Here is an 18154-nt window from a genome sequence, read left to right as displayed (position 1 = left end):
TTCGGGATGGCTCTTTTGTTTGGTCCAGGCAGCAAACCCGCCGGCTACCCCGAAGCGCGGCGGTACCGGGGAAATACGGGGGATCGGGCAGGCGGGCGACAGGATCCGGGTATCCGGATACCTTTGTCCCGTTGCCCGGCACACACGTCGGGTGCGCCGCCACCAAACCGATCTGCACCATGAGCATTCGCCCCGGCATTGCCACCGACATCCCGGCCATTCACGCGCTCCTCCTCGAGTTCGCTACGTTTCAGCAAACGCCGGAAAAGCTGACCGTGACCATAGCCCAGCTGCAGGCCGACCACGAGCTGTTCCGCTGCTTCGTGGTCGAAAACGTAGCAGGCCGTATCGTTGGCTTTGCCAGCTATTTCTTTGCTTATTACTCCTGGTCGGGAAAGGCGCTTTACCTCGACGACCTCTATGTGCAAGAGGCTTTCCGGCAGCAGGGCTTCGGAAAAGCCCTGCTCGAAGCGGTGATCGAAATGGCGAAGGCGGAGCAGTGCGTGAAGGTGCGCTGGCAGGTATCGAACTGGAATACTCCCGCCATCGCCTTCTACCGCGCTATGGGCGCCACCATCGACGCGGTAGAGCTGAACTGCGACCTCGCGCTCCGGTAAAGCGCTCATCACGCATCATAAGAGTTACTGCACATCCGGCGGCCTTGCGAAACAGGGTATCTGCCGCACCATCCAGCTACTGCACACGCGCTTGTCGGGCCTGCTTCTGGTTGCTAACGGGCACCGACGGATCACCATAACGAGTGCATCCAACTCATCAGGTAGCTTGTAATAGTCTTTCTCGGATCAAATCCATACGGCAAACAACCACATCCGTGAGGCATGCGGATTGGCAGCGTCTATAGTAAAAGGCTTATAAGCGCATCCGTAATACTACGGATGAGCACGCGAATACTGCCGGCACTTGATCGCTATAATAATAGGTGTAACGACCACCCGTATTTCTGTATGATTCCATACCTCCGGCCTACAGCTGAACTGTACCTTTTTTACCGCGGTAGTTAAGCTGCTTTAAAGCAGGCAACGCAGCCATGACCTTGAGTACAAACACCCCTCTCCCAACCCTTTAACACGTTAAGATTTCTTTAGCACTTGTGCCCGCAAATGCGCGTCCCTGCTGCATTTGCCGTGATTGACCCATTTTATCACCAGGGTCTTAACCCCCGATTTCCCCCTTCCGTCCACGGTCTGGCCCCATCCACCGAAGGCAGACCCGAACCGCCATTTGGGCGGGCTACTTTTACTATGTCAATCGCAAGAACGACACACCCCACACCCCTTTTAACCTACGACCGATGAAAACGAACACCCGCACCTTCGCAGCTATCGCCAGCATCCTCTTCACCGCCACTACCCTCGTTAGCTGCTCCAAAGAAGATATCGCCCGCCCCGCTTCCGCTACAGAAAGCAATATGATCGAAGCGCCCATGGCTACCGACACCAGCAGCATGGAAGCCCCGGTTCCCAACTCTGCTACCGCCCTCGCTTCTACCACCACTACCGGTACCACAGCTTATAAAATTGCCGTCAACTACACCGGCCGCGCCAACAGCATCTACGGCCTCACGCAATCTGCCACCGACTACAAGACGGTTTCTTACTGGAACGGCGGTACCCGCAGCAATATCTCGAACGGCACCCTCACCACCAAGCTTGCCCGCAACGTGGTAGGTGTTTCCGGTGGCACGATGTCGAAGATGAACACGCCCGACGCCGCTGAATACACGGTTACCTTCCGCATGATGTTCGCCTCCAACTTCGACTTCTCCTACGGTGGCAAGGTAGGCTTCGGCCTGCTGCTCGGCAACGGCTACACCGGCGGTACTCCGGGTTGGGACGGCAAAGGCGGCTCCGCCCGTATCATGTGGTACAAAGGCAAAGACGGCCGCGTATACCTGAAGCCTTATATCTACCACAAAGACCAGCCTACCCAGTACGGTAATGATTTCGGTAAGACCTACCCCGCTACCGGCTCCATCGCCAAGGGTGTATGGCACACCGTGAAGATGTACGTGAAGTCGAACAGCGGTTCCAACACCGACGGCCGCATCACCATCACCATCAACGGCGTTACCCTCATCGACCAGGCCATCCGCTGGACCACAGTTGACGCCAACCGCCTCGTGAACAACGTCGTATTCGAAACCTTCCGTGGCGGCGCCGAGTCTTACTGGCAGTCTTCCACCGACGGCATCATCTCCTTCAACAACATCACCTACGGTGTTGGCAAGTTCTAAGTTTGTTTGTATGCTGATATCGAGCCGCCCCTTCGAGGGCGGCTTTTTTTATGCCGGTCCGGCAGCCGCATAAGACGTTCTAAGATCGGAGCCGGCTGGCCCTGGGGAGCGCGGAGCAGCCGGTGAACGAAAGCAGCCCGGGCGGCCTCCGGGCATCGCTCTTATTGTATTATTACGGAGCGCCCCACGCCACCCCGGCAATGACGCCGGCAAACAGCAGAGCGGGCGAAATCCCTTGCCAGCACTGCGTTTCATCGATAAGCACCACGCACGGAAAAGGCTTAACTACGGATACCGGCGACTCACCTTTCCTTTTGCTTCGTTCGTCTAAAGTGAGCCCGAAAGGCCTCCTGGCGATAGTACTTTTATAATGCCCGAACGGTACGACAGGGCACAACCTACACCTACACCTTTTTAACCGACAACCGATGAAAAAGATAACCAACTCCCCCCTCGCTGTAATCGCCAGCCTGCTTCTTGCCTCTTCTTCTTTTGTTGGCTGCACCAAGGAAAATCTTTCGAATCCCGATGCCGCGACCACTACCGAGGAAACCACCGCTGCTCTTGAGGCTCCTGTACCGGGAGGATCAACGGCACTCGCTACCACCACTACTACCGCTCCTACTACCACCACTACTCCGTTCAACCTGAGTGTTACTTATGCCGGCCGCGCCAACAGCGCTTATGGTTTGTCGCAGGCCTCCCCCGACTACAAGAATGTTTCTTACTGGATGGGCACCAACACTTCGGTGGAAGGCGGCACCCTGCGCACCAAGCTTACCAAGAATGTGGTCGGCATCTCCGGCGGCACGCTCTCCAAAATGGACGTTCCCGACGCACGCGAGTACCAGCTCACCTACAGCATCAAGTTCGACAACGACTTCGACTTCTCTTACGGCGGTAAGGTTGGCTTCGGCTTCCTCATCGGCAATGGCTACACCGGCGGCACCCCGGGTTGGGACGGCAACGGTGGCTCGGCTCGCCTGATGTGGTACAAGCAGAACGGCCGCGTATTCCTGAAGCCCTATATCTACCACAAAGACCAGCCCGGCACCTACGGCAACGACTTCGGCAAGAGCTTCCCGGCCACCGGTTCCCTCCAGAAGGGTGTGTGGTACACCGTGAAGATGTACGTGAAAGCCAACAACGGCTCCAACACCGATGGCCGCTTCCGCCTCACGATCAATGGCGTGATCGTTATGGACCAGGCAATTCGCTGGACTACCAACGATGCCAACCGCCTGGTGAAACACGTCGTATTCGAGACCTTCCGCGGCGGCGCCGAATCTTACTGGCAGTCGGCCACCGACGGCAACATCTACTTCAACAATGTGAAGTACACCGTACTGAAATACTAAGCTGGTCTATGCATCAGCCCAAAAGAGAAGGCCGCCCTGTTCGGGCGGCCTTCTCTTTTGGGTCAATCACCGGTAGGTTTGTTTCCGGCTTCACGGCACGGAACAGCTATACCACTACACTACGGCTAGGGGTAACTGTTACCGACCAGCTTCCAATAACATTCCGGGAAAGACCGGTGATAAGGGGTATCTTTAAAGACGCCTGTTGCCCGCATCAGGATCTCGTAACACCCTTATACCTATGACATGTACCGGAACACCAATCGCCTCATAACGGCGCTAACCTTACTCCTGCTCTATACGGCCTGCATTACGGGCTGCTCCAAGAACGAAGCCTTACCGGCAACGGATACCGAAAGCGCACTAGTCGACATACCCCAAACGCCACAGGGAAGCCTTGCGCTACTCACGGAACCTACTGCCGCTAGAGCTGCGGGAACCACTTATAGCGTGAGTGTGGTGTATAGTGGCCGACCCAACGGGCCTTATGAATTTACCGAAGCGGCCCGCGATTATGTCTTCCTGAAATTCTGGAAAGGCTCCGGCTCACGGATCTCAGGTGGCATGCTCCGCACGACGCTGCTGCGCAACATTCTCGGACCCGACGGAGGCACGGTGGCGGAAGTGGATGTGCCCGACGCAGTGGCTTACCGGTTGTCGTATAACCTGATGTTCGCCAGCAGCTTCGACTTCAGTGCCGGGGGTAAAGTAGGCTTCGGCCTGCTGATCGGTGCCGGCCACTCGGGTGGCGTCCCTTCCTGGGACGGGAACGGCGGCTCCGTGCGCCTCATGTGGTACAAGGGTACCGACGGCCGGGTGTGCCTCAGGCCCTATGTCTACTACAAAGACCAGCCCGGTATCTACGGACATGATTTTGGCAAGACCTTTCCCGCAACCGGCAGCCTTATCCGCGGGAAATGGTACCCGGTAAAGATATTCGTGAAAAGCAACAAGGGCCTGGTGGCCGATGGGCGGATATCCATCACCATCGCGGGTGTTGTGGTGCTGGACCGCGCCATCCGCTGGACCACCAATGACCTCCAGCGACAAATAAAAAAAGTGGTCTTCGAAACATTCCGCGGTGGCATAGAGCCTTACTGGCAATCGGCTACCGATGGCAGCATTTATTTCAACAACGTTACGTGGTCCGCGATGTAAGCAGCGCAGCTGGCAGCCCAGCCCTTGCCGCCGGTACCGGAAAGGAAAAAGACGACCCGTATTTCTCCAACGTAAGCAAGAATCAAGGGTGCGCCATAGCTGGATCAGGCAGCACACGCAGGTGATGCGTACAGCACCTTAGCTGCAACACTGATCGTGTTACCGGGCGCACGTCAGTTTACGCTCCCCGGCAGGTGGCGGCGACAGATGGTTACATCCGTAAATTGCAGCATGACAGAACCCACGGTAGCCATATGGGTAGGGAACTTCACGGATGAAGCGGCCTTACGCTCCTATACAAGCCTGGTATATGACGATGAGGGAGAGGCAACAAGCCCCTTTGCACACGACACAGGGCTGGAGTGGTACGACGAGGACTTTATGGAGGCCATAATGATCGATCCGCGGGATCCGCTCACCGCGATCGGCAGGGCGTCGTATGCCGCAAGCTTCCTGCCCCAGCTGCAGCCCCTGGCCGCAAGGCTCGCCGGCCACAATGCCTGCATCCTGCTCTATGATCTCGAAGATCCCGTAGAAATGCGCAGCAGCGCCGCTGTGACCTTTGCAGGAACCTTTGCCTATAGTCCCGACGAAGCCGGATAAGTTTCGCCTATGCCACCCCGCCTGCACCCCGTTCGCTCCACCTATGCCCTGCTCGCCGCCCGCTGCCGCCAGCAAGACCACAGCGAGGATTGGATCGACTGGGCGATCGACCTGATGGAGGCGGGCTACGACACCGCGCACATCGTGGAGCTGGCCGGAAGCACGCCCGCGCTGAATGCTTTCGAGCGGAGTGAGCTCACCGCGCGGGCGCTCGCCGAGGCGGGCATCGACGCCTCCGACCGCGAGCAGGTGCTCCGCGAATATGCCTGGCACCTCGCCTCAGATGCTCTCGAAGGAGGTCTTTCCTACCCGTCGGCAGTACGCGAGCTGACGCAGCTCAGCCGCGACCTCGGTTACCCGGCTGAGCTTAGCCAGTTTCACTGGCTCGACGACGTGTACGGCGATCCCGTGCTCTACGGCTACGCGTCGGCCGCGGCGGTGCATCCACAGACCGAAGAAGCGCTGCTCCATTGGCTTCATGTATATGAATCCGGCGGGATGGACTAAGTTTGAATCCTCGTACCACCATGGACTATATCATTCAGAAATTCGCACAGGGCGGGATGCATTACCTGCCGGTAGATGACGTTACCGCCGCCCCCCTGCTTGCCGGCGGCAACAAGCGGGTTGTACTTCGCGCAAAGGGCGTGGAGCTCCACGCGGCCCTGCAGCGCAGCAAAGAGTCCGGATACTACATTGCCCTCGGCGCGCCCAGCCTCAAAAAGCTGGGGGCAAAGGAAGGCGACCGTCTCGATGCCGCCATCAGCCGCGATGAGGATCCCTATCAATTCGTAATGCCCGAAGAGCTGCTCGAAGTGCTGCGCACCGACCCGGAGGCCGACACGGTCTTTCATGCGCTGACCCCGGGCAACCAGCGGGGCCTCATGCATGTGGTGACGAGCGTGAAGTCGCCGGAGAAGCGCGTGGAGCGCGCCCTCCGGATCGCCGAGCGCATCAAGGCCGGGGTCACGAGCCCGATGAAGGTGCTTGCGCGTAAATGAATGTTTAGGGGAACGCGCATGCTGACGGCTGCAGCGCCCATCCAGGCTATTTATTTAATGTGAAAACCGGTGGGGCGGGCGGTCCTTGGGCACAATTTTCGGACGTACAAGAGCGAACTTAAAAACCTGAGTTATGGCAACAAGCAGACATCGCGGTACGGAGCTCAACAATGTCCGGGAAACCTGGGAACAGAATGAGCGCGAGAGCGGCATGACGCCAGTCAGCAATACAGGCAGCGAGGGGCTGGAGCGCACGATCCAGGAAGAGGCGGCCGAGTACGACCGCAATTCCAGCGAGGAGCGCCTGCTCGGCGGCGACCGTGCCTCCGTGAGCGACGCCGAAGGCGAAGAGTGATCCGTGCGGACAATGGATAACGAAGGCCTCCCTGTGAGGCCTTTTGCATTTCCCTATCTTTAGCTACCGGCCACCGGGCGATTGCTTTAGCTTTTTTCTGACCCAACTAAAGCACACACGCCATGAAGATCAAGGTCTGCGGAATTACTACGCTGGAGCAACTGCACGAGCTTGCCGCCCTCGGCATCCACTACGCCGGGTTCATTTTCTACCCGCCCTCGCCCCGCCACGCGGAGCGCTTCGGCCTCCGGGGCGCCCAGGTAAAGGCGGTGCGCTACCCGTTGTATAAGGTCGGCGTCTTTGTAGATGCGGGTTATGAAGAGGTGCTGCGGCGCGTGGAGGAATACGGCCTCGATATGGTACAGCTCCACGGCCGCGAATCACCCTGGACCTGTGAGCAGCTGATGCCGCACATCGACGTCATCAAGGCCCTGCGCTTTGCCGAGAACGACCACGTGGAATGGACGATCCGCCATTATACGGCCTCCACCGACCTGCTGTTGCTCGACACGGGCGTTCCGGCGCCGAAGGAAGAGCGGGAGAACAAAGCGCTGCACGGGGGCATAGGCCGGCGCTTCAGCTGGAACCGCCTGCGCGGCCTCGCCGTGGACAAGCCCTTCCTGCTCAGCGGCGGTATCGAGCCCGGCGATGCCGCCTATATCCGCTCCTTCCTCACCGATTCCGCGGCCCGCTCGCTGGCAGGCGTTGACCTCAACAGCCGCTTCGAGAGCGCACCCGGCATCAAGGACGTCGAAAAGATCCGGCGCTTCATCGCGGAGCTCGGGGGCACACAATAGTGCGGCGCCTTTCACGTTGTTGGGTATGCGCAGCGGCAGACCGCTGCCGTCAAACCACTACTTATGCGCAATCTACTCATGGCCGCAGCCGCCGGCCTGCTCCTCGCCTCCTGCGAAACCGCACAGAATGCCAATGCCCTTGTAGGCACCTGGTCCGGCGCGGAATGGCTGGTAGACGGAAAACAAGTCCCGGCGCGCAACGCCGCCGCCACTTCGTTCACCTTCGCGGAAGACGGTAATTATACGTATACCAATGAGGGGGTTGTGGAGAAAGGGCTTTGGAAGATACAGGACGACAAGTTGTATACAACGCCGGCCGGCCAAACGGAGATGATGGTGAAGATCGCACGGGTGACCAAGGATTCGCTCGTGTTCGACATGAACCGCGGCGGCCTTCCGGAAACGCTTACCCTGGTTCGTAAATGATTTCCGTAGTTATACGGATCAACGCAGTAACCTGAACCAATGGGACTGGACACCGTGGAGCTGATCGTACGTATCGAACAGCACTTCGCCATATGCATCCCGGATGCGGAAGCCGAGCGCATTGCCACCGTGCAGGACCTGGCCGACGCCGTGTTGCGGCATTCTGGGCCGCCCCCGAACCTGGTAGCCGAGATCACCAGGCGGGTGGTGGAGCTGGTGGCTGACCATGCCGGCCGGGACCCGGACGCCGTGCTCTTGGCGCATAGCCTCACGTCCGACCTCGGATTGGATTAACACAAACCGCTATATGTCAGGCGCCGCCTCCTCACTGCGCCGCCGCACCAGCAGGATGCGCTCCTGCGGCAGCTCGAGCCAGCCATACTCGTAGCAAAAGCTGTAGGTGCTTCCCCGCTTGTTCACATACCGGTGCGTTGCATACCGGAACTGAAAGCCGCGCAACAGCAATTCTTCGCGCGCCACTTTGCCCACATCGCCTGCCCGCAGCAACCCCTCGAGTATCCGCCGGTTTTTCAGCAGCGCCGCATTGATGCGGCGCACCAGCGCGGCGTCCGCTCCTTTACGCGCATTGTTATACGCATTGCGGCAGTAGTCGTTACAGAATTTCTTGTCGCTGCGCCCGCGCAGGGGGTGGCCGCAATGGCGGCAGGGCGACAGCTTGGCCCCTGTTTCCATATGCAAGATTTTTTAATATGATCCGCCGCCGCATCCGCTTCGGGCGGCGCTACAAACCTCGCACGGCTGCCAGCCGGAAACAAAGGTTTTTACCCATTTACTTCCGGGAAAAAACGGGTAAAAACCGGTTATCCCCTCAGGGGCTGGGCACCTTTGTGTTGTCCGGGGCAAGGCGCCGCCACGGGCTGAGATAACAAAATTCATCACGACAAAAACCGACACTATGTATGCACTTCGCAACAAGGTTCAGCTGATCGGAAAGCTGGGCCGCGACCCCGAGATCCGGCTGATCGACGGCGGCAAGAAAAAAGCTTCCTTCACCATGGCTACCAACGAAAGCTACCGCAACGCCAAAGGAGAGCGGGTAACCGAAACTCAGTGGCACAATGTGGTAGCCTGGGGTAAGGTAGCCGAGCTCACGGAGCGCTTCCTCCTGAAAGGAAAGGAAGTAGCCGTGGAAGGAAAGCTCGTCAACCGCACGTACACCGACAAGCAAGGGCAGCGCAAGTACTTCACCGAGGTGGTCATCTCTGAGATGATGCTGCTCGGCGACAAGAGTGCAGAGGCTGAAGCTTAAGCGCGTGCCGGCGCTTCCGGAGCGCCGGCCTTTTTTTCCCTTTTCCGAAACAGGGCGATTGCTTTTAATATGTTCGGGGAAAGCGGTGCATGCTGCCGCCGGCCGGCAAGCGGAGCCTGCGCTCCGAAGCCCCGTACGCCCCCACTTAAATATGTCTTAAGAAACAGGCATGGATCCTTCGTCACCGGCGGTCTTTCGTAACTTTATGGATCCTGAAATGAAGTCGCAAGACGCCTCCAATACACTCTTCCAGCTGGCCCTCGACCTGGTGAACAGCACCACCCAGCACCTCTTCCTGACCGGCAAGGCCGGTACGGGCAAGACCACCTTTTTGCGTTTCGTAAAAGAGCACACCCGTAAGAATACGGTGGTGGTCGCCCCCACCGGGGTTGCGGCCATCAATGCGGGCGGTGTCACGATGCACTCGTTCTTCCAGCTGCCCTTCGGCACCTTCGTTCCGGGCTCCTTTCACCGCAGCGGCCAGTCGGCCAGCGTGGAGGTTACCGACCGGCATAGCTTGTTCAAGAACATCCGCTTCGGCGCCGACAAGCGCAAGCTGCTTGAAGAGCTGGAGCTGTTGATCATCGACGAGGTGAGCATGATGCGCTGCGATATGCTCGACGCGATCGATACCATCCTGCGTCACTTCCGGAAGATGCCCTACGTGCCCTTCGGCGGCGTGCAGGTGCTCTTCATCGGCGACCTCTTCCAGCTTCCGCCCGTGGTGCAGAATGAAGAATGGTCGATCCTGCAGCAGTATTACGAAAGCCCCTTCTTCTTCAGCGCCAAGTCCGTTGCCGAGGCTCCGCCGCTCTATATCGAGCTGAAGAAGATCTACCGGCAGAACGAGCAGGTCTTTATCGACATCCTGAACCGCATCCGCAACAACGCAACCACCGGGCAGGACCTCAATGTGCTGAACGCCCGCTTCCGGCAGGACTTCTTGCCGCCGGCCGACGAGCACTATATCACGATCACCACGCATAACAAAAAGGCCGACACCATCAACCGCGCCGAGCTCGACAAGCTCAAGGGCCGTGTATATACCTTCCAGGCCGAACTGAAAGGCGACTTTTCCGAGAAGGCACTGCCCACCGATACGGAACTCCAGCTGAAAGAAGGAGCTCAGGTGATGTTCATCAAGAACGACTCCTCCGCCGAACGCCGCTATTACAACGGCCGCCTGGCTACCATCAAGTGGATCCTGAACGATGAGATTATGGTGTCGTTCCCCGACGGAGGCGACGACCTGAAGCTGGAGAAGGAAACCTGGAAGAACATCAGGTACACCTATAATAAAGAGAACGACGATATCGATGAAGAAGAGCTCGGCTCGTTCACCCAATACCCGGTGCGGCTTGCTTGGGCCATCACGGTGCACAAGAGCCAGGGCCTCACGTTCAGCCGCGCTATCATCGACGCCGGCGCCTCCTTTGCTCCCGGCCAGGTGTATGTGGCCCTCAGCCGCTGCACCGATATGGAAGGCATGGTGCTGCGCTCGCGTATCTACTCCAATGCCATTGCCACCGACAGCAGGGTGCTTGCGTTTGCCCAGCAGGAATCCGACGAGGAGGTGCTGCGCGAGCGGCTCGAAAGCGAGAAGTACAAATGCTGGTCGCTCGACCTGCTGAAGCTGTTCGACTGGCACCGCATCGTATACGAACTGCACGAGTGGAGCATCGTTGTGCCGGAGAAGAAGCTGCCCGATGTGGAGGCGACGCTGAAGCTATCGCAGGCATTGGTTGTTCGGGCCAAAGAAGCGGCCGATACGGCACGTAAGTTCCAGGCGCAGCTGATCCGGCTCACCGATGACGCACAGCGTACCGGCGATACCGCGGCACTTGCCGACCGTATGAGTAAGGCTGTGGGCTACTTCGCCCAGATCCTCGCGCAAGACATCCTGCTTCCCGTGCAGGAGCACCTCAAGGAGCTCGCCTATAATACCCGCGTCAAAAAGTACAAGGAAGACATTATTAAGCTGGAAGGCTTTCTGTGGCAACAACTGCAGCGCCTGCTCACCGCCTCCTGGGGCGAGTTGAAATTTTTCGATGACTTTGCCGGCTACCAACGCTATAACCCGGCGGAGCAGTCGATGCACAAGAAGGAAGCCGCCAAGAAGCCGAAGACCGAAAAAGGCGCTACGCTCCAGGTGACGCTCGAGCTGTTCGAAAGCGGCAAGAGCATCGAGGAGATTGCGACCGTTCGTAACCTGGCCATCAGTACGGTGGAAAGCCACCTCGCGCAGTTTGTACGCGAAGGCCGCTTGCAAATCAACGACGTAGTGGAGCCCGTGAAGGTGGAGCAGATCCTGAAGGTGATGGACGAGGTCGGCACCGAAAGCCTGGGGCTGATCAAAGGCCGGCTCGGCGACGCGTATTCCTTCGGCGAGATCCGCGCCGTGCTCAACCACCGGCTCTTTGCGCAGAAGCTGAGTGCCTGATAATGGCTGTGGCGCAGCATTTGTGCGCGTCGTATATTCTTTATGAACCGCATCCTGTTTCTGGTACTCCTTACCTGTTTCCTGTTTTCCTGCAGCGGCAAGGGCGGCGCTTTCGGAGGCCGCACGCCACTACAGCGCTATGCACAAAAGCTCATAGATGCGGACTTGCGCACAACCACGCTGGGCGGGCTGTGGCTGCGTGCGTACGACTCGTCGCTGCAGGCGCCCGAAGTGGTGTCCCTCCCCTACCGAAAGGCTGGCTACTTTGCCGACACCGAGCCGCGCGCAGTAAGCATCGCCTTCGCCGCTGGCCGCGGTTCCGGCCTGCAAATCGATGTAACACCACGCAGTGCCGGCGACTTTCGCCTGTACACCGAATTGTGGCGACAGGAAAGCGACGGGCAATACCGCCTCGTGCATGCGTTCGACTCTGCGCAGCGGGCTTATACGTACACTGCCGACAAGGAAGAGAAACTCTTGCTCCGCCTGCAGCCCGAATTGCTGCAAAAAGGAGAATATACCCTGAGCATCACCGTTGGTCCCTCGCTGGCCTTCCCGGTGCCCCGCGGCCGTATCGGCTCGGTGTGGGGCGATGCGCGTGATGGCGGAGCGCGACGGCACGAAGGGATCGACATCTTCGCGCCGCGGCGCTCCGCGATCATTGCCATTGCTCCTGGTACGGTGGGCCGGGTGGAAACAACACGGCGGGGTGGCAAGGTAGTCTGGCTCCGGCCCGACGACCGCCCGATCAACCTATACTATGCGCACTTGGAGGAGCAGCTGGTGGAAGCGGGTGATCGTGTGGATATTGGCGACACTATCGGGCTCGTCGGGACCACAGGTAATGCGAAAGGCACTCCGCCCCACCTGCATTTCGGTATCTATGGGCGTGGTGGGGCTATTGACCCGGAGCCCTATGTGGACCCGGAACTGAAGCGGCCCGGGCTGGTAGCTCGTAGCGTTGCGGGCAATTGGATGCGGTTGCGTCGGGCGATCGAGTGGAATGGAATAGAGTTCTCACCAAACGAACTGCTCCGGGTTACTGATGTCGATGAACGCTTTGCGATCGGGTATACACCCGGGTGCCAAAAGTTGAAGGTTGCGCTGAGCAACCTTCAAAACATTGATAATCAAATTGTTAGACTTTCCAACGCGGCTTATATCCCGTTACTGGATGAGCCTTCGGAACGTGCAGCGGCTCAGCAGGCCATAGCACCCCGGGGCTCTGTGTATTTAAGAGGGTTTTGGCGTGACTATGCGCTTGTTCGACAAGGTACCCTTGAAGGATGGGTTCCCCGTGGCGTGCTGCGCTGATCATCAGCGTCCCATATACACCATCAGGATCTGGATATCGCTCGGGTTGATACCCGAGATCCGGCTTGCCTGCCCCAGGGTCTGCGGGCGGATGCGCCCCAGTTTCTCCCGCGCCTCGATGCCCAGGGAAACGATCCGGGTGTAATCGAAATGCTCAGGGATCGCCAGGCTTTCCATCTGGCTCATGCGCTGCACAAGCTCCCGCTCCTTATCGATATACACTTGGTACTTGACCTGGATCTCGGCCTGCTCCCGGCTCTCCGGCTGAAAGCGGCTGAGGCCCTCTCCTACTTTGGGTACAGATTCCATGATCGCCTCGAGCCCAACGTTGGGACGCAGGATGATCTTTTCCAGCTTTTGCTTTTCGGTGAGGGCGGCGCTGCCCACACCTTCGAAATAGGGATTGATCTCAGCCGGGTCCAACTGCGTTTGGGAGAAGTACCCTTTGATCTCTTCTACTTCCGTACGCTTCCGGAGCATGCGTTGCATCCGCTCCTCCGTGGCCAGACCCAACCGGTAGCTCAACTCGGTAAGGCGGAGGTCGGCATTATCCTGGCGGAGCAGGGTGCGGAACTCAGCACGGGACGTAAACATCCGGTAAGGCTCCTGGGTGCCCTTGCTGATCAGGTCATCGATGAGCACACCGATATACGCATCGCTGCGCTTCAGCACAAGTGGCGCCTCGCCGCGGATCTTGAGGTGTGCGTTGATTCCGGCCATCAGGCCCTGGCAGGCCGCTTCCTCATAACCCGTGGTACCGTTGATCTGCCCGGCGAAGTACAGGTTCTGCAGCCCCTTTGTTTCCAGGCTGTACTGAAGCTGTGTAGGCGGAAAGTAGTCGTACTCGATCGCGTAGCCGGGGCGGTAGAAACGTACGTTTTCAAAGCCGGGCACACGGCGCAGCGCATCGTACTGCACCTCTTCCGGCAGGGAGGTAGAAAAGCCGTTGACATAAATCTCAGCCGTGTTCCAGCCTTCGGGCTCCACGAAGAGCTGGTGGCGGTCGCGCTCGGCAAACCGGTTGATCTTGTCTTCGATGCTGGGGCAATAGCGGGGACCGGTGCCTTCGATCCGGCCGGTGTACATCGGGCTACGGTCAAAGCCGGTCTTCAGGATATCATGCACTTCGCTGCTGGTGTAGGTGATCCAGCAGGAGCGCTGCTCTTTCGGTTTGGGCGTGTCGAGGTAGGAGAAACCGACGATCTCGTCGTCACCCTTCTGCTCTTCCATCTTTGTGTAGTCGAGCGAGCGGGCGTCTACCCGCGGCGGGGTACCCGTCTTCAGGCGGTCTGACTCGAAACCCAGGGAAACAAGCTGCTCCGTAATGCCTTCAGCGGCGCGCTCGGCCACCCGACCACCGCCAAGTCGCTTCTCCCCTATATGGATGACGCCGTTCAGGAAGGTCCCACTGGTGAGTACTACGGCCTTGGACCTGATCTCGTGTCCCATACCGGTGACTACACCCGTTACTTTGGAACCATCTACGAGCAAGCCTTTCACCATGTCCTGGTAGAAGTCTACGTTCGGCGTAGCCTCAAGCATTTCCCGCCACTTGATCGCGAAGAGCATGCGGTCGTTCTGCGTACGGGGGCTCCACATGGCCGGTCCTTTCGAGCGATTGAGCATCCGGAACTGGATCATGGAAGCATCGGAGACGATCCCGGAGTAACCTCCCAGAGCATCTACCTCCCGAACGATCTGGCCTTTGGCGATTCCACCCATGGCCGGATTACAACTCATTTGGGCAATGGTCTGCATATTCATGGTCACCAGGAGCACCTTGGAACCCATGTTGGCAGCCGCGGCGGCAGCCTCACATCCGGCGTGCCCCGCCCCCACAACGATTACATCATACTGCTGAAACATAAGGTTGCAAAATTACCGAACTAGGGCGGGCAGTCGTGTTAAAACAGGTGTTCCACGTGAAACCTTGGGCTCACTTCGGGTGTCAAGTAGAACGCTTTTAGGCCTCATAGCGGGAGAGTATAAAGGCAGGCCATCACTAACAAGCAGCGGCATGGGCCAACCTGCATGGAAGGGCCATGTGGCGACGCCTGCGAAAAACACGTAAAGGCCAAAAGATCCGCGGAGGCTCATGGTGATAACGGTCATTCGGGTGCCGTATAGGAAATCGAAAGCAACTCCTGTTTGAATTATTCTTTGGTCGCGGCCGCCTTATGCCCTGCCTCGCAAAGCAGCTCAACTGGCTCGCCCTTGCAATTGTTGCCAACCACGTTCAGCGGGCGAATCGAACTAACCTTTCAAGCGCGGTTCGCGCCCTGAAAACACAAATGTGAGTCCCGCTTTTCAAGCGCATCCCTATCCTTGGGATGAGCTTGTAGTCACGTCATGTTTCGCGAGCACTGGGGTTATTGTAAGAGTGGCGTTGTCAACCACCGTCTTTCCGACACAATGGGGTGCGGAAATAAAGAAGAGTTCCACGTGGAACTCTTCTTTAAGCTCTGCCTTCCCCCATCCTTAGTTCCACGTGGAACCAAAATAGCGCCCTAGCCAATACTCCTCCCGTTCGCGCATCGCTTTCTGCTCTTCCTTTTTCTTGTCTTTGTACCCACAGAGGTGAAGGAGCCCGTGGAAGATTACCCGGTGCAGCTCCGCCGCAAACGAATGCCCGTACTTTCCTGCATTCTCACGTACCCGCTCCACCGATATGTAGATGTCTGAGAGAATGGGGGCTCCCTGGGGAGAAAAGGGAAAAGTGATGATATCGGTGTACGTATCGTGGTTGAGGTGCTGCCGGTTGATCTCAAGAAGGTATTCGTCAGAACAGAAGATATAGTTGATCGCCTCCACCCCCATCCCCTCCTCCTTGGCCAGATCAAGGAGGAACTTCTTTAAGGAGGTACGGTGGGCAAACGGAAACTGCTGCGCTACGTAGTGGAAGCGAATGGACCCGGAGGTTGCTTTGGAAGACATACCCCAAAATTCGGCAACAGCAGGCAATCCCTTGCCGTAGCTTTGTGCATTGATTGAAACCATGAGATTATCTGATCTGAAACAAGGGGAGCGCGGAAGAATCAAGAGCTTTCATAGCTCGGAACTCGAACTCAAACTGATGGAAATGGGCTGTATACCCGGAGAAGAGGTGGTGGTGGAACAGATCGCTCCACTCGGCGACCCGATCTCGATAAAGGTAGCCGGCTACTCCCTGAGCCTCCGGAAGAACGAAGCCAACGAGATCATCATTGAACGATAAGCCATGCAGGTCGGACTCTATTTCGGATCCTTCAACCCTATCCACATCGGGCACCTGATCATCGCCAGCCACGTGCTGAACGTAACCTCCCTGCAACGGGTGTGGTTCGTGATCTCGCCGCAGAACCCGTTCAAGCCTTCCTCTACCCTCCTGAACGAATACGACCGCCTGCACTTGGTAAACAAAGCGATTGAAGGCGACGACCGGCTCCGGGCCTCCGAAGTGGAGTTCAGCCTCCCCCGCCCCTCTTACACGGCGCATACCCTTGCGTACCTCGAAGAGAAATACCCGACCTACTCGTTCCAGATCATCATGGGCAGCGACTCCTTTCAAAACCTCCCGAAGTGGAAGAACGCGGGCGCCATCATTGGCCGATACCCCATTCTCGTTTATGAGCGACCCGGCTTCCCGGTCGCCGATACCCACGGCGCCGAGGTGACCCTCCTGCAGGCACCCCTCCTCGAAATTTCTGCTACACATATCCGCGGGCTGCTGCACGACGGGAAGTCGATCCGCTACCTCGTGCCTGACGCCGTGGCCGAGGAGATCCGAAGCAGCCGCTTCTACCGCAAGGGTCCCGGGTCGGCATGACCGTTGGGAGCAGCACCCCTTCTGATTGCGTGAACCGCCGGCACCCGCCGGCTTTTTTGTGTGAAGTAGTAGGAGATGGAACTGCGCTTGTGGTATACCGTTAACCCTGCTCAAAGCAGGTAGCCAAGCAGCAGGCAGGCCGCTACGATCACCGGGGAGATGACGCGTGTAAAGTGAAGCAGGCAAAACGTTCCCACCAGCACCGCGATATTGACCAGGCTATAGCTGCGCCCGTCGAACATCGACACGTCTTTCGCAATGAAGAACGTAGCCGCGATCATGATGCCCACTACGGCAGCGTTGATGCCTTCGAGCGAGCGGTAGATGGCCGCGTATCTTTTGAGGTTGTTCCAGATCGGGAAGAAGAAAAGCACCAGCAACACACTCGGAAGAAAAAGGCCCACCGTACCGATGATGCACCCGACTACCTGCAGGAACGGGCCCTCGTTGCGCAGCGCCATTCCGCCCGTGAACGAGCCGATCGAAAACACCGGCCCCGGCATCGCCCGCACCATCCCGATGCCGGTCATCATCTCCTCTTTGTCGATCCGTACCACGTTGCGGTTCTCCGCCTTGACCGCCTCCGGGCGCACCGAGAACTGCTCGTACATCAGCGGCATCAGCACATGCCCGCCACCAAACACGAGCGAGCCCATACGGTACATATTCTCAAACAGGTTAATGGGCTTGCGGTCGGGCCAGTCGTTCTTACGCGCCGTTTCTGAAAGCGCCCCGGCAAATAAAAATATAAAAACAAATAACCATATGTTTCCCCACTTGATCTTACGCGGCTTGATCTCTTTCTGTGGGATCCGCTTCCGGCTCAGGTTGGTAACTACCCCGCTCAGCACGATCAGCGTAGGAAAGATCCAGGGAAACTGGAAGAAATAATAGGTCGCCGCCGTACACACCAGCATGATGACCCAGGTGATGGTATTCCGGATCGACACACCGAATACCGCTACCGAAGCATAGGCCAGGAAGCCAACCGCCATCGCCGGAATAAACCGGAACAGGTCGTTGTGGTTGGTGTTCTTATCGAGATAGGGAATGAAGAACGACAGCGCCCCCATGAGCACACAGGCCGGCGCGATCCAGACCAGCAGCGTGAGGATCGCCAGCGGAAGGCCTCCCCGCTTGTACCCGATGAGCGTCAGGATCTGTGTCGACGAAGCCCCGGGCAGCAAGCTGCAAAAGGCATTGTACTCCATCAGCTCCTCCTCGGTGATGTAGGGCGTTTGCCGCGCAAACGTCTTGATCATCATCGCCATATGCGCCTGCGGCCCTCCCACGGCAGTAAGCGCGTGCAGAAACACGGCTTTGAGGAAAGGTATGTGGCGAAGGAGCATGGCCGGCTAAATTAAATAAATCCC

The 18154-nt window shown here is 58.1% G+C and carries 20 protein-coding genes; 16 read left to right on the top strand and 4 right to left on the bottom strand.

All coding sequences use genetic code 11. The features are described 5' to 3' along the window. The first annotated feature begins 179 nt into the window (after nucleotides 1-179). The 11 genes from ABD937_RS17115 to ABD937_RS17065 all read left to right on the top strand — a co-directional run bounded on the left by ABD937_RS17115 (nucleotide 180) and on the right by ABD937_RS17065 (nucleotide 8246). A complete protein-coding gene (locus tag ABD937_RS17115; protein WP_345257020.1) occupies nucleotides 180-617 on the top strand; it encodes a GNAT family N-acetyltransferase in 438 nt (145 codons plus the stop codon). A 695-nt stretch (nucleotides 618-1312) separates the two neighbouring features. Next, nucleotides 1313-2254, top strand: coding sequence for a polysaccharide lyase (locus tag ABD937_RS17110; RefSeq protein ID WP_345257019.1), 942 nt, complete (start codon nucleotides 1313-1315; stop codon nucleotides 2252-2254). Between the two features lie 428 nt (nucleotides 2255-2682). Next, nucleotides 2683-3612, top strand: coding sequence for a polysaccharide lyase (locus ABD937_RS17105; RefSeq protein ID WP_345257018.1), 930 nt, complete (start codon nucleotides 2683-2685; stop codon nucleotides 3610-3612). Nucleotides 3613-3858: 246 nt separating this feature from the next. Next, nucleotides 3859-4770 carry a polysaccharide lyase gene (locus ABD937_RS17100; protein ID WP_345257017.1) on the top strand — a complete coding sequence of 304 codons (912 nt, stop codon included), beginning with the start codon at nucleotides 3859-3861 and terminating at the stop codon, nucleotides 4768-4770. A 231-nt stretch (nucleotides 4771-5001) separates the two neighbouring features. Next, nucleotides 5002-5373 (top strand): immunity 22 family protein, encoded by a 372-nt coding sequence (locus ABD937_RS17095; RefSeq protein ID WP_345257016.1) that lies wholly within the window; start codon nucleotides 5002-5004, stop codon nucleotides 5371-5373. Nucleotides 5374-5382: 9 nt separating this feature from the next. After that, a complete protein-coding gene (locus tag ABD937_RS17090; protein WP_345257015.1) occupies nucleotides 5383-5880 on the top strand; it encodes a hypothetical protein in 498 nt (165 codons plus the stop codon). Between the two features lie 20 nt (nucleotides 5881-5900). Further along, nucleotides 5901-6374 (top strand): YdeI/OmpD-associated family protein, encoded by a 474-nt coding sequence (locus ABD937_RS17085; protein ID WP_345257014.1) that lies wholly within the window; start codon nucleotides 5901-5903, stop codon nucleotides 6372-6374. Between the two features lie 133 nt (nucleotides 6375-6507). After that, nucleotides 6508-6729: a hypothetical protein gene (locus tag ABD937_RS17080; protein ID WP_345257013.1), complete on the top strand. Its 222-nt coding sequence runs from the start codon at nucleotides 6508-6510 to the stop codon at nucleotides 6727-6729. Between the two features lie 122 nt (nucleotides 6730-6851). After that, complete coding sequence (locus tag ABD937_RS17075) at nucleotides 6852-7526, top strand: phosphoribosylanthranilate isomerase (RefSeq protein ID WP_345257012.1); 675 nt, start codon at nucleotides 6852-6854, stop codon at nucleotides 7524-7526. 63 nt (nucleotides 7527-7589) lie between these two features. After that, a complete protein-coding gene (locus ABD937_RS17070; protein ID WP_345257011.1) occupies nucleotides 7590-7952 on the top strand; it encodes a lipocalin-like domain-containing protein in 363 nt (120 codons plus the stop codon). 39 nt (nucleotides 7953-7991) lie between these two features. Next, nucleotides 7992-8246, top strand: coding sequence for an acyl carrier protein (locus ABD937_RS17065; protein WP_345257010.1), 255 nt, complete (start codon nucleotides 7992-7994; stop codon nucleotides 8244-8246). A 9-nt stretch (nucleotides 8247-8255) separates the two neighbouring features. Here ABD937_RS17065 and ABD937_RS17060 read toward each other — a convergent pair whose 3' ends face one another. Next, complete coding sequence (locus ABD937_RS17060) at nucleotides 8256-8645, bottom strand: hypothetical protein (RefSeq protein ID WP_345257009.1); 390 nt, start codon at nucleotides 8643-8645, stop codon at nucleotides 8256-8258. A 223-nt stretch (nucleotides 8646-8868) separates the two neighbouring features. On the opposite strand from ABD937_RS17060, the gene ABD937_RS17055 reads away from it, so the two are divergent. The 3 genes from ABD937_RS17055 to ABD937_RS17045 all read left to right on the top strand — a co-directional run bounded on the left by ABD937_RS17055 (nucleotide 8869) and on the right by ABD937_RS17045 (nucleotide 12976). Then, nucleotides 8869-9222: a single-stranded DNA-binding protein gene (locus ABD937_RS17055; RefSeq protein ID WP_345257008.1), complete on the top strand. Its 354-nt coding sequence runs from the start codon at nucleotides 8869-8871 to the stop codon at nucleotides 9220-9222. 217 nt (nucleotides 9223-9439) lie between these two features. After that, nucleotides 9440-11662, top strand: coding sequence for a helix-turn-helix domain-containing protein (locus ABD937_RS17050; RefSeq protein ID WP_345257007.1), 2223 nt, complete (start codon nucleotides 9440-9442; stop codon nucleotides 11660-11662). 42 nt (nucleotides 11663-11704) lie between these two features. Then, entirely contained in the window at nucleotides 11705-12976 is a 1272-nt protein-coding gene (locus tag ABD937_RS17045) for a M23 family metallopeptidase (RefSeq protein WP_345257006.1), read from the top strand. A 3-nt stretch (nucleotides 12977-12979) separates the two neighbouring features. Here ABD937_RS17045 and mnmG read toward each other — a convergent pair whose 3' ends face one another. Together mnmG and ybeY are read right to left on the bottom strand one after the other, a co-directional pair. Continuing rightward, entirely contained in the window at nucleotides 12980-14842 is a 1863-nt protein-coding gene (gene mnmG / locus ABD937_RS17040; RefSeq protein ID WP_345257005.1) for a tRNA uridine-5-carboxymethylaminomethyl(34) synthesis enzyme MnmG, read from the bottom strand. A gap of 612 nt (nucleotides 14843-15454) precedes the next feature. Continuing rightward, nucleotides 15455-15973 carry an rRNA maturation RNase YbeY gene (gene ybeY / locus ABD937_RS17035; RefSeq protein WP_345257004.1) on the bottom strand — a complete coding sequence of 173 codons (519 nt, stop codon included), beginning with the start codon at nucleotides 15971-15973 and terminating at the stop codon, nucleotides 15455-15457. Between ybeY and ABD937_RS17030 the strand changes: the two genes are divergently transcribed. After that, a complete protein-coding gene (locus tag ABD937_RS17030) occupies nucleotides 15972-16190 on the top strand; it encodes a FeoA family protein (RefSeq protein ID WP_345257003.1) in 219 nt (72 codons plus the stop codon). The two genes, ybeY and ABD937_RS17030, sit on opposite strands and share 2 nt — an antisense overlap. 3 nt (nucleotides 16191-16193) lie before the next feature. After that, nucleotides 16194-16781, top strand: coding sequence for a nicotinate (nicotinamide) nucleotide adenylyltransferase (gene nadD / locus ABD937_RS17025; RefSeq protein WP_345257002.1), 588 nt, complete (start codon nucleotides 16194-16196; stop codon nucleotides 16779-16781). A 110-nt stretch (nucleotides 16782-16891) separates the two neighbouring features. Here the strand turns inward: nadD and ABD937_RS17020 are convergent, their stop codons facing one another. Next, on the bottom strand, nucleotides 16892-18130 hold the full coding sequence (locus ABD937_RS17020) for a chromate transporter (RefSeq protein WP_345257001.1): 1239 nt from the start codon (nucleotides 18128-18130) through the stop codon (nucleotides 16892-16894). Nucleotides 18131-18154: the final 24 nt, after the last annotated feature.

The organism is Flaviaestuariibacter amylovorans (genome assembly GCF_039541815.1).
Lineage (GTDB): Bacteria > Bacteroidota > Bacteroidia > Chitinophagales > Chitinophagaceae > Flavisolibacter > Flavisolibacter amylovorans.
The sequence above is the reverse complement of the archived record's forward strand: the minus strand, read 5'-3'. Positions and strand labels throughout refer to the sequence as shown.

Coding starts and splice junctions, on each gene's coding strand:
- ABD937_RS17065 (WP_345257010.1), top strand. CDS start 7,992: ATGGGACTGGACACCGTGGAGCTGATCGTACGTATCGAACAGCACTTC.
- mnmG (WP_345257005.1), bottom strand. CDS start 14,842: ATGTTTCAGCAGTATGATGTAATCGTTGTGGGGGCGGGGCACGCCGGA.
- ABD937_RS17030 (WP_345257003.1), top strand. CDS start 15,972: ATGAGATTATCTGATCTGAAACAAGGGGAGCGCGGAAGAATCAAGAGC.
- ABD937_RS17070 (WP_345257011.1), top strand. CDS start 7,590: ATGCGCAATCTACTCATGGCCGCAGCCGCCGGCCTGCTCCTCGCCTCC.
- ABD937_RS17105 (WP_345257018.1), top strand. CDS start 2,683: ATGAAAAAGATAACCAACTCCCCCCTCGCTGTAATCGCCAGCCTGCTT.
- ABD937_RS17115 (WP_345257020.1), top strand. CDS start 180: ATGAGCATTCGCCCCGGCATTGCCACCGACATCCCGGCCATTCACGCG.
- nadD (WP_345257002.1), top strand. CDS start 16,194: ATGCAGGTCGGACTCTATTTCGGATCCTTCAACCCTATCCACATCGGG.
- ABD937_RS17100 (WP_345257017.1), top strand. CDS start 3,859: ATGTACCGGAACACCAATCGCCTCATAACGGCGCTAACCTTACTCCTG.
- ABD937_RS17060 (WP_345257009.1), bottom strand. CDS start 8,645: ATGGAAACAGGGGCCAAGCTGTCGCCCTGCCGCCATTGCGGCCACCCC.
- ABD937_RS17080 (WP_345257013.1), top strand. CDS start 6,508: ATGGCAACAAGCAGACATCGCGGTACGGAGCTCAACAATGTCCGGGAA.
- ABD937_RS17085 (WP_345257014.1), top strand. CDS start 5,901: ATGGACTATATCATTCAGAAATTCGCACAGGGCGGGATGCATTACCTG.
- ABD937_RS17095 (WP_345257016.1), top strand. CDS start 5,002: ATGACAGAACCCACGGTAGCCATATGGGTAGGGAACTTCACGGATGAA.
- ABD937_RS17050 (WP_345257007.1), top strand. CDS start 9,440: ATGAAGTCGCAAGACGCCTCCAATACACTCTTCCAGCTGGCCCTCGAC.
- ABD937_RS17075 (WP_345257012.1), top strand. CDS start 6,852: ATGAAGATCAAGGTCTGCGGAATTACTACGCTGGAGCAACTGCACGAG.
- ybeY (WP_345257004.1), bottom strand. CDS start 15,973: ATGGTTTCAATCAATGCACAAAGCTACGGCAAGGGATTGCCTGCTGTT.
- ABD937_RS17110 (WP_345257019.1), top strand. CDS start 1,313: ATGAAAACGAACACCCGCACCTTCGCAGCTATCGCCAGCATCCTCTTC.
- ABD937_RS17055 (WP_345257008.1), top strand. CDS start 8,869: ATGTATGCACTTCGCAACAAGGTTCAGCTGATCGGAAAGCTGGGCCGC.
- ABD937_RS17020 (WP_345257001.1), bottom strand. CDS start 18,130: ATGCTCCTTCGCCACATACCTTTCCTCAAAGCCGTGTTTCTGCACGCG.
- ABD937_RS17045 (WP_345257006.1), top strand. CDS start 11,705: ATGAACCGCATCCTGTTTCTGGTACTCCTTACCTGTTTCCTGTTTTCC.
- ABD937_RS17090 (WP_345257015.1), top strand. CDS start 5,383: ATGCCACCCCGCCTGCACCCCGTTCGCTCCACCTATGCCCTGCTCGCC.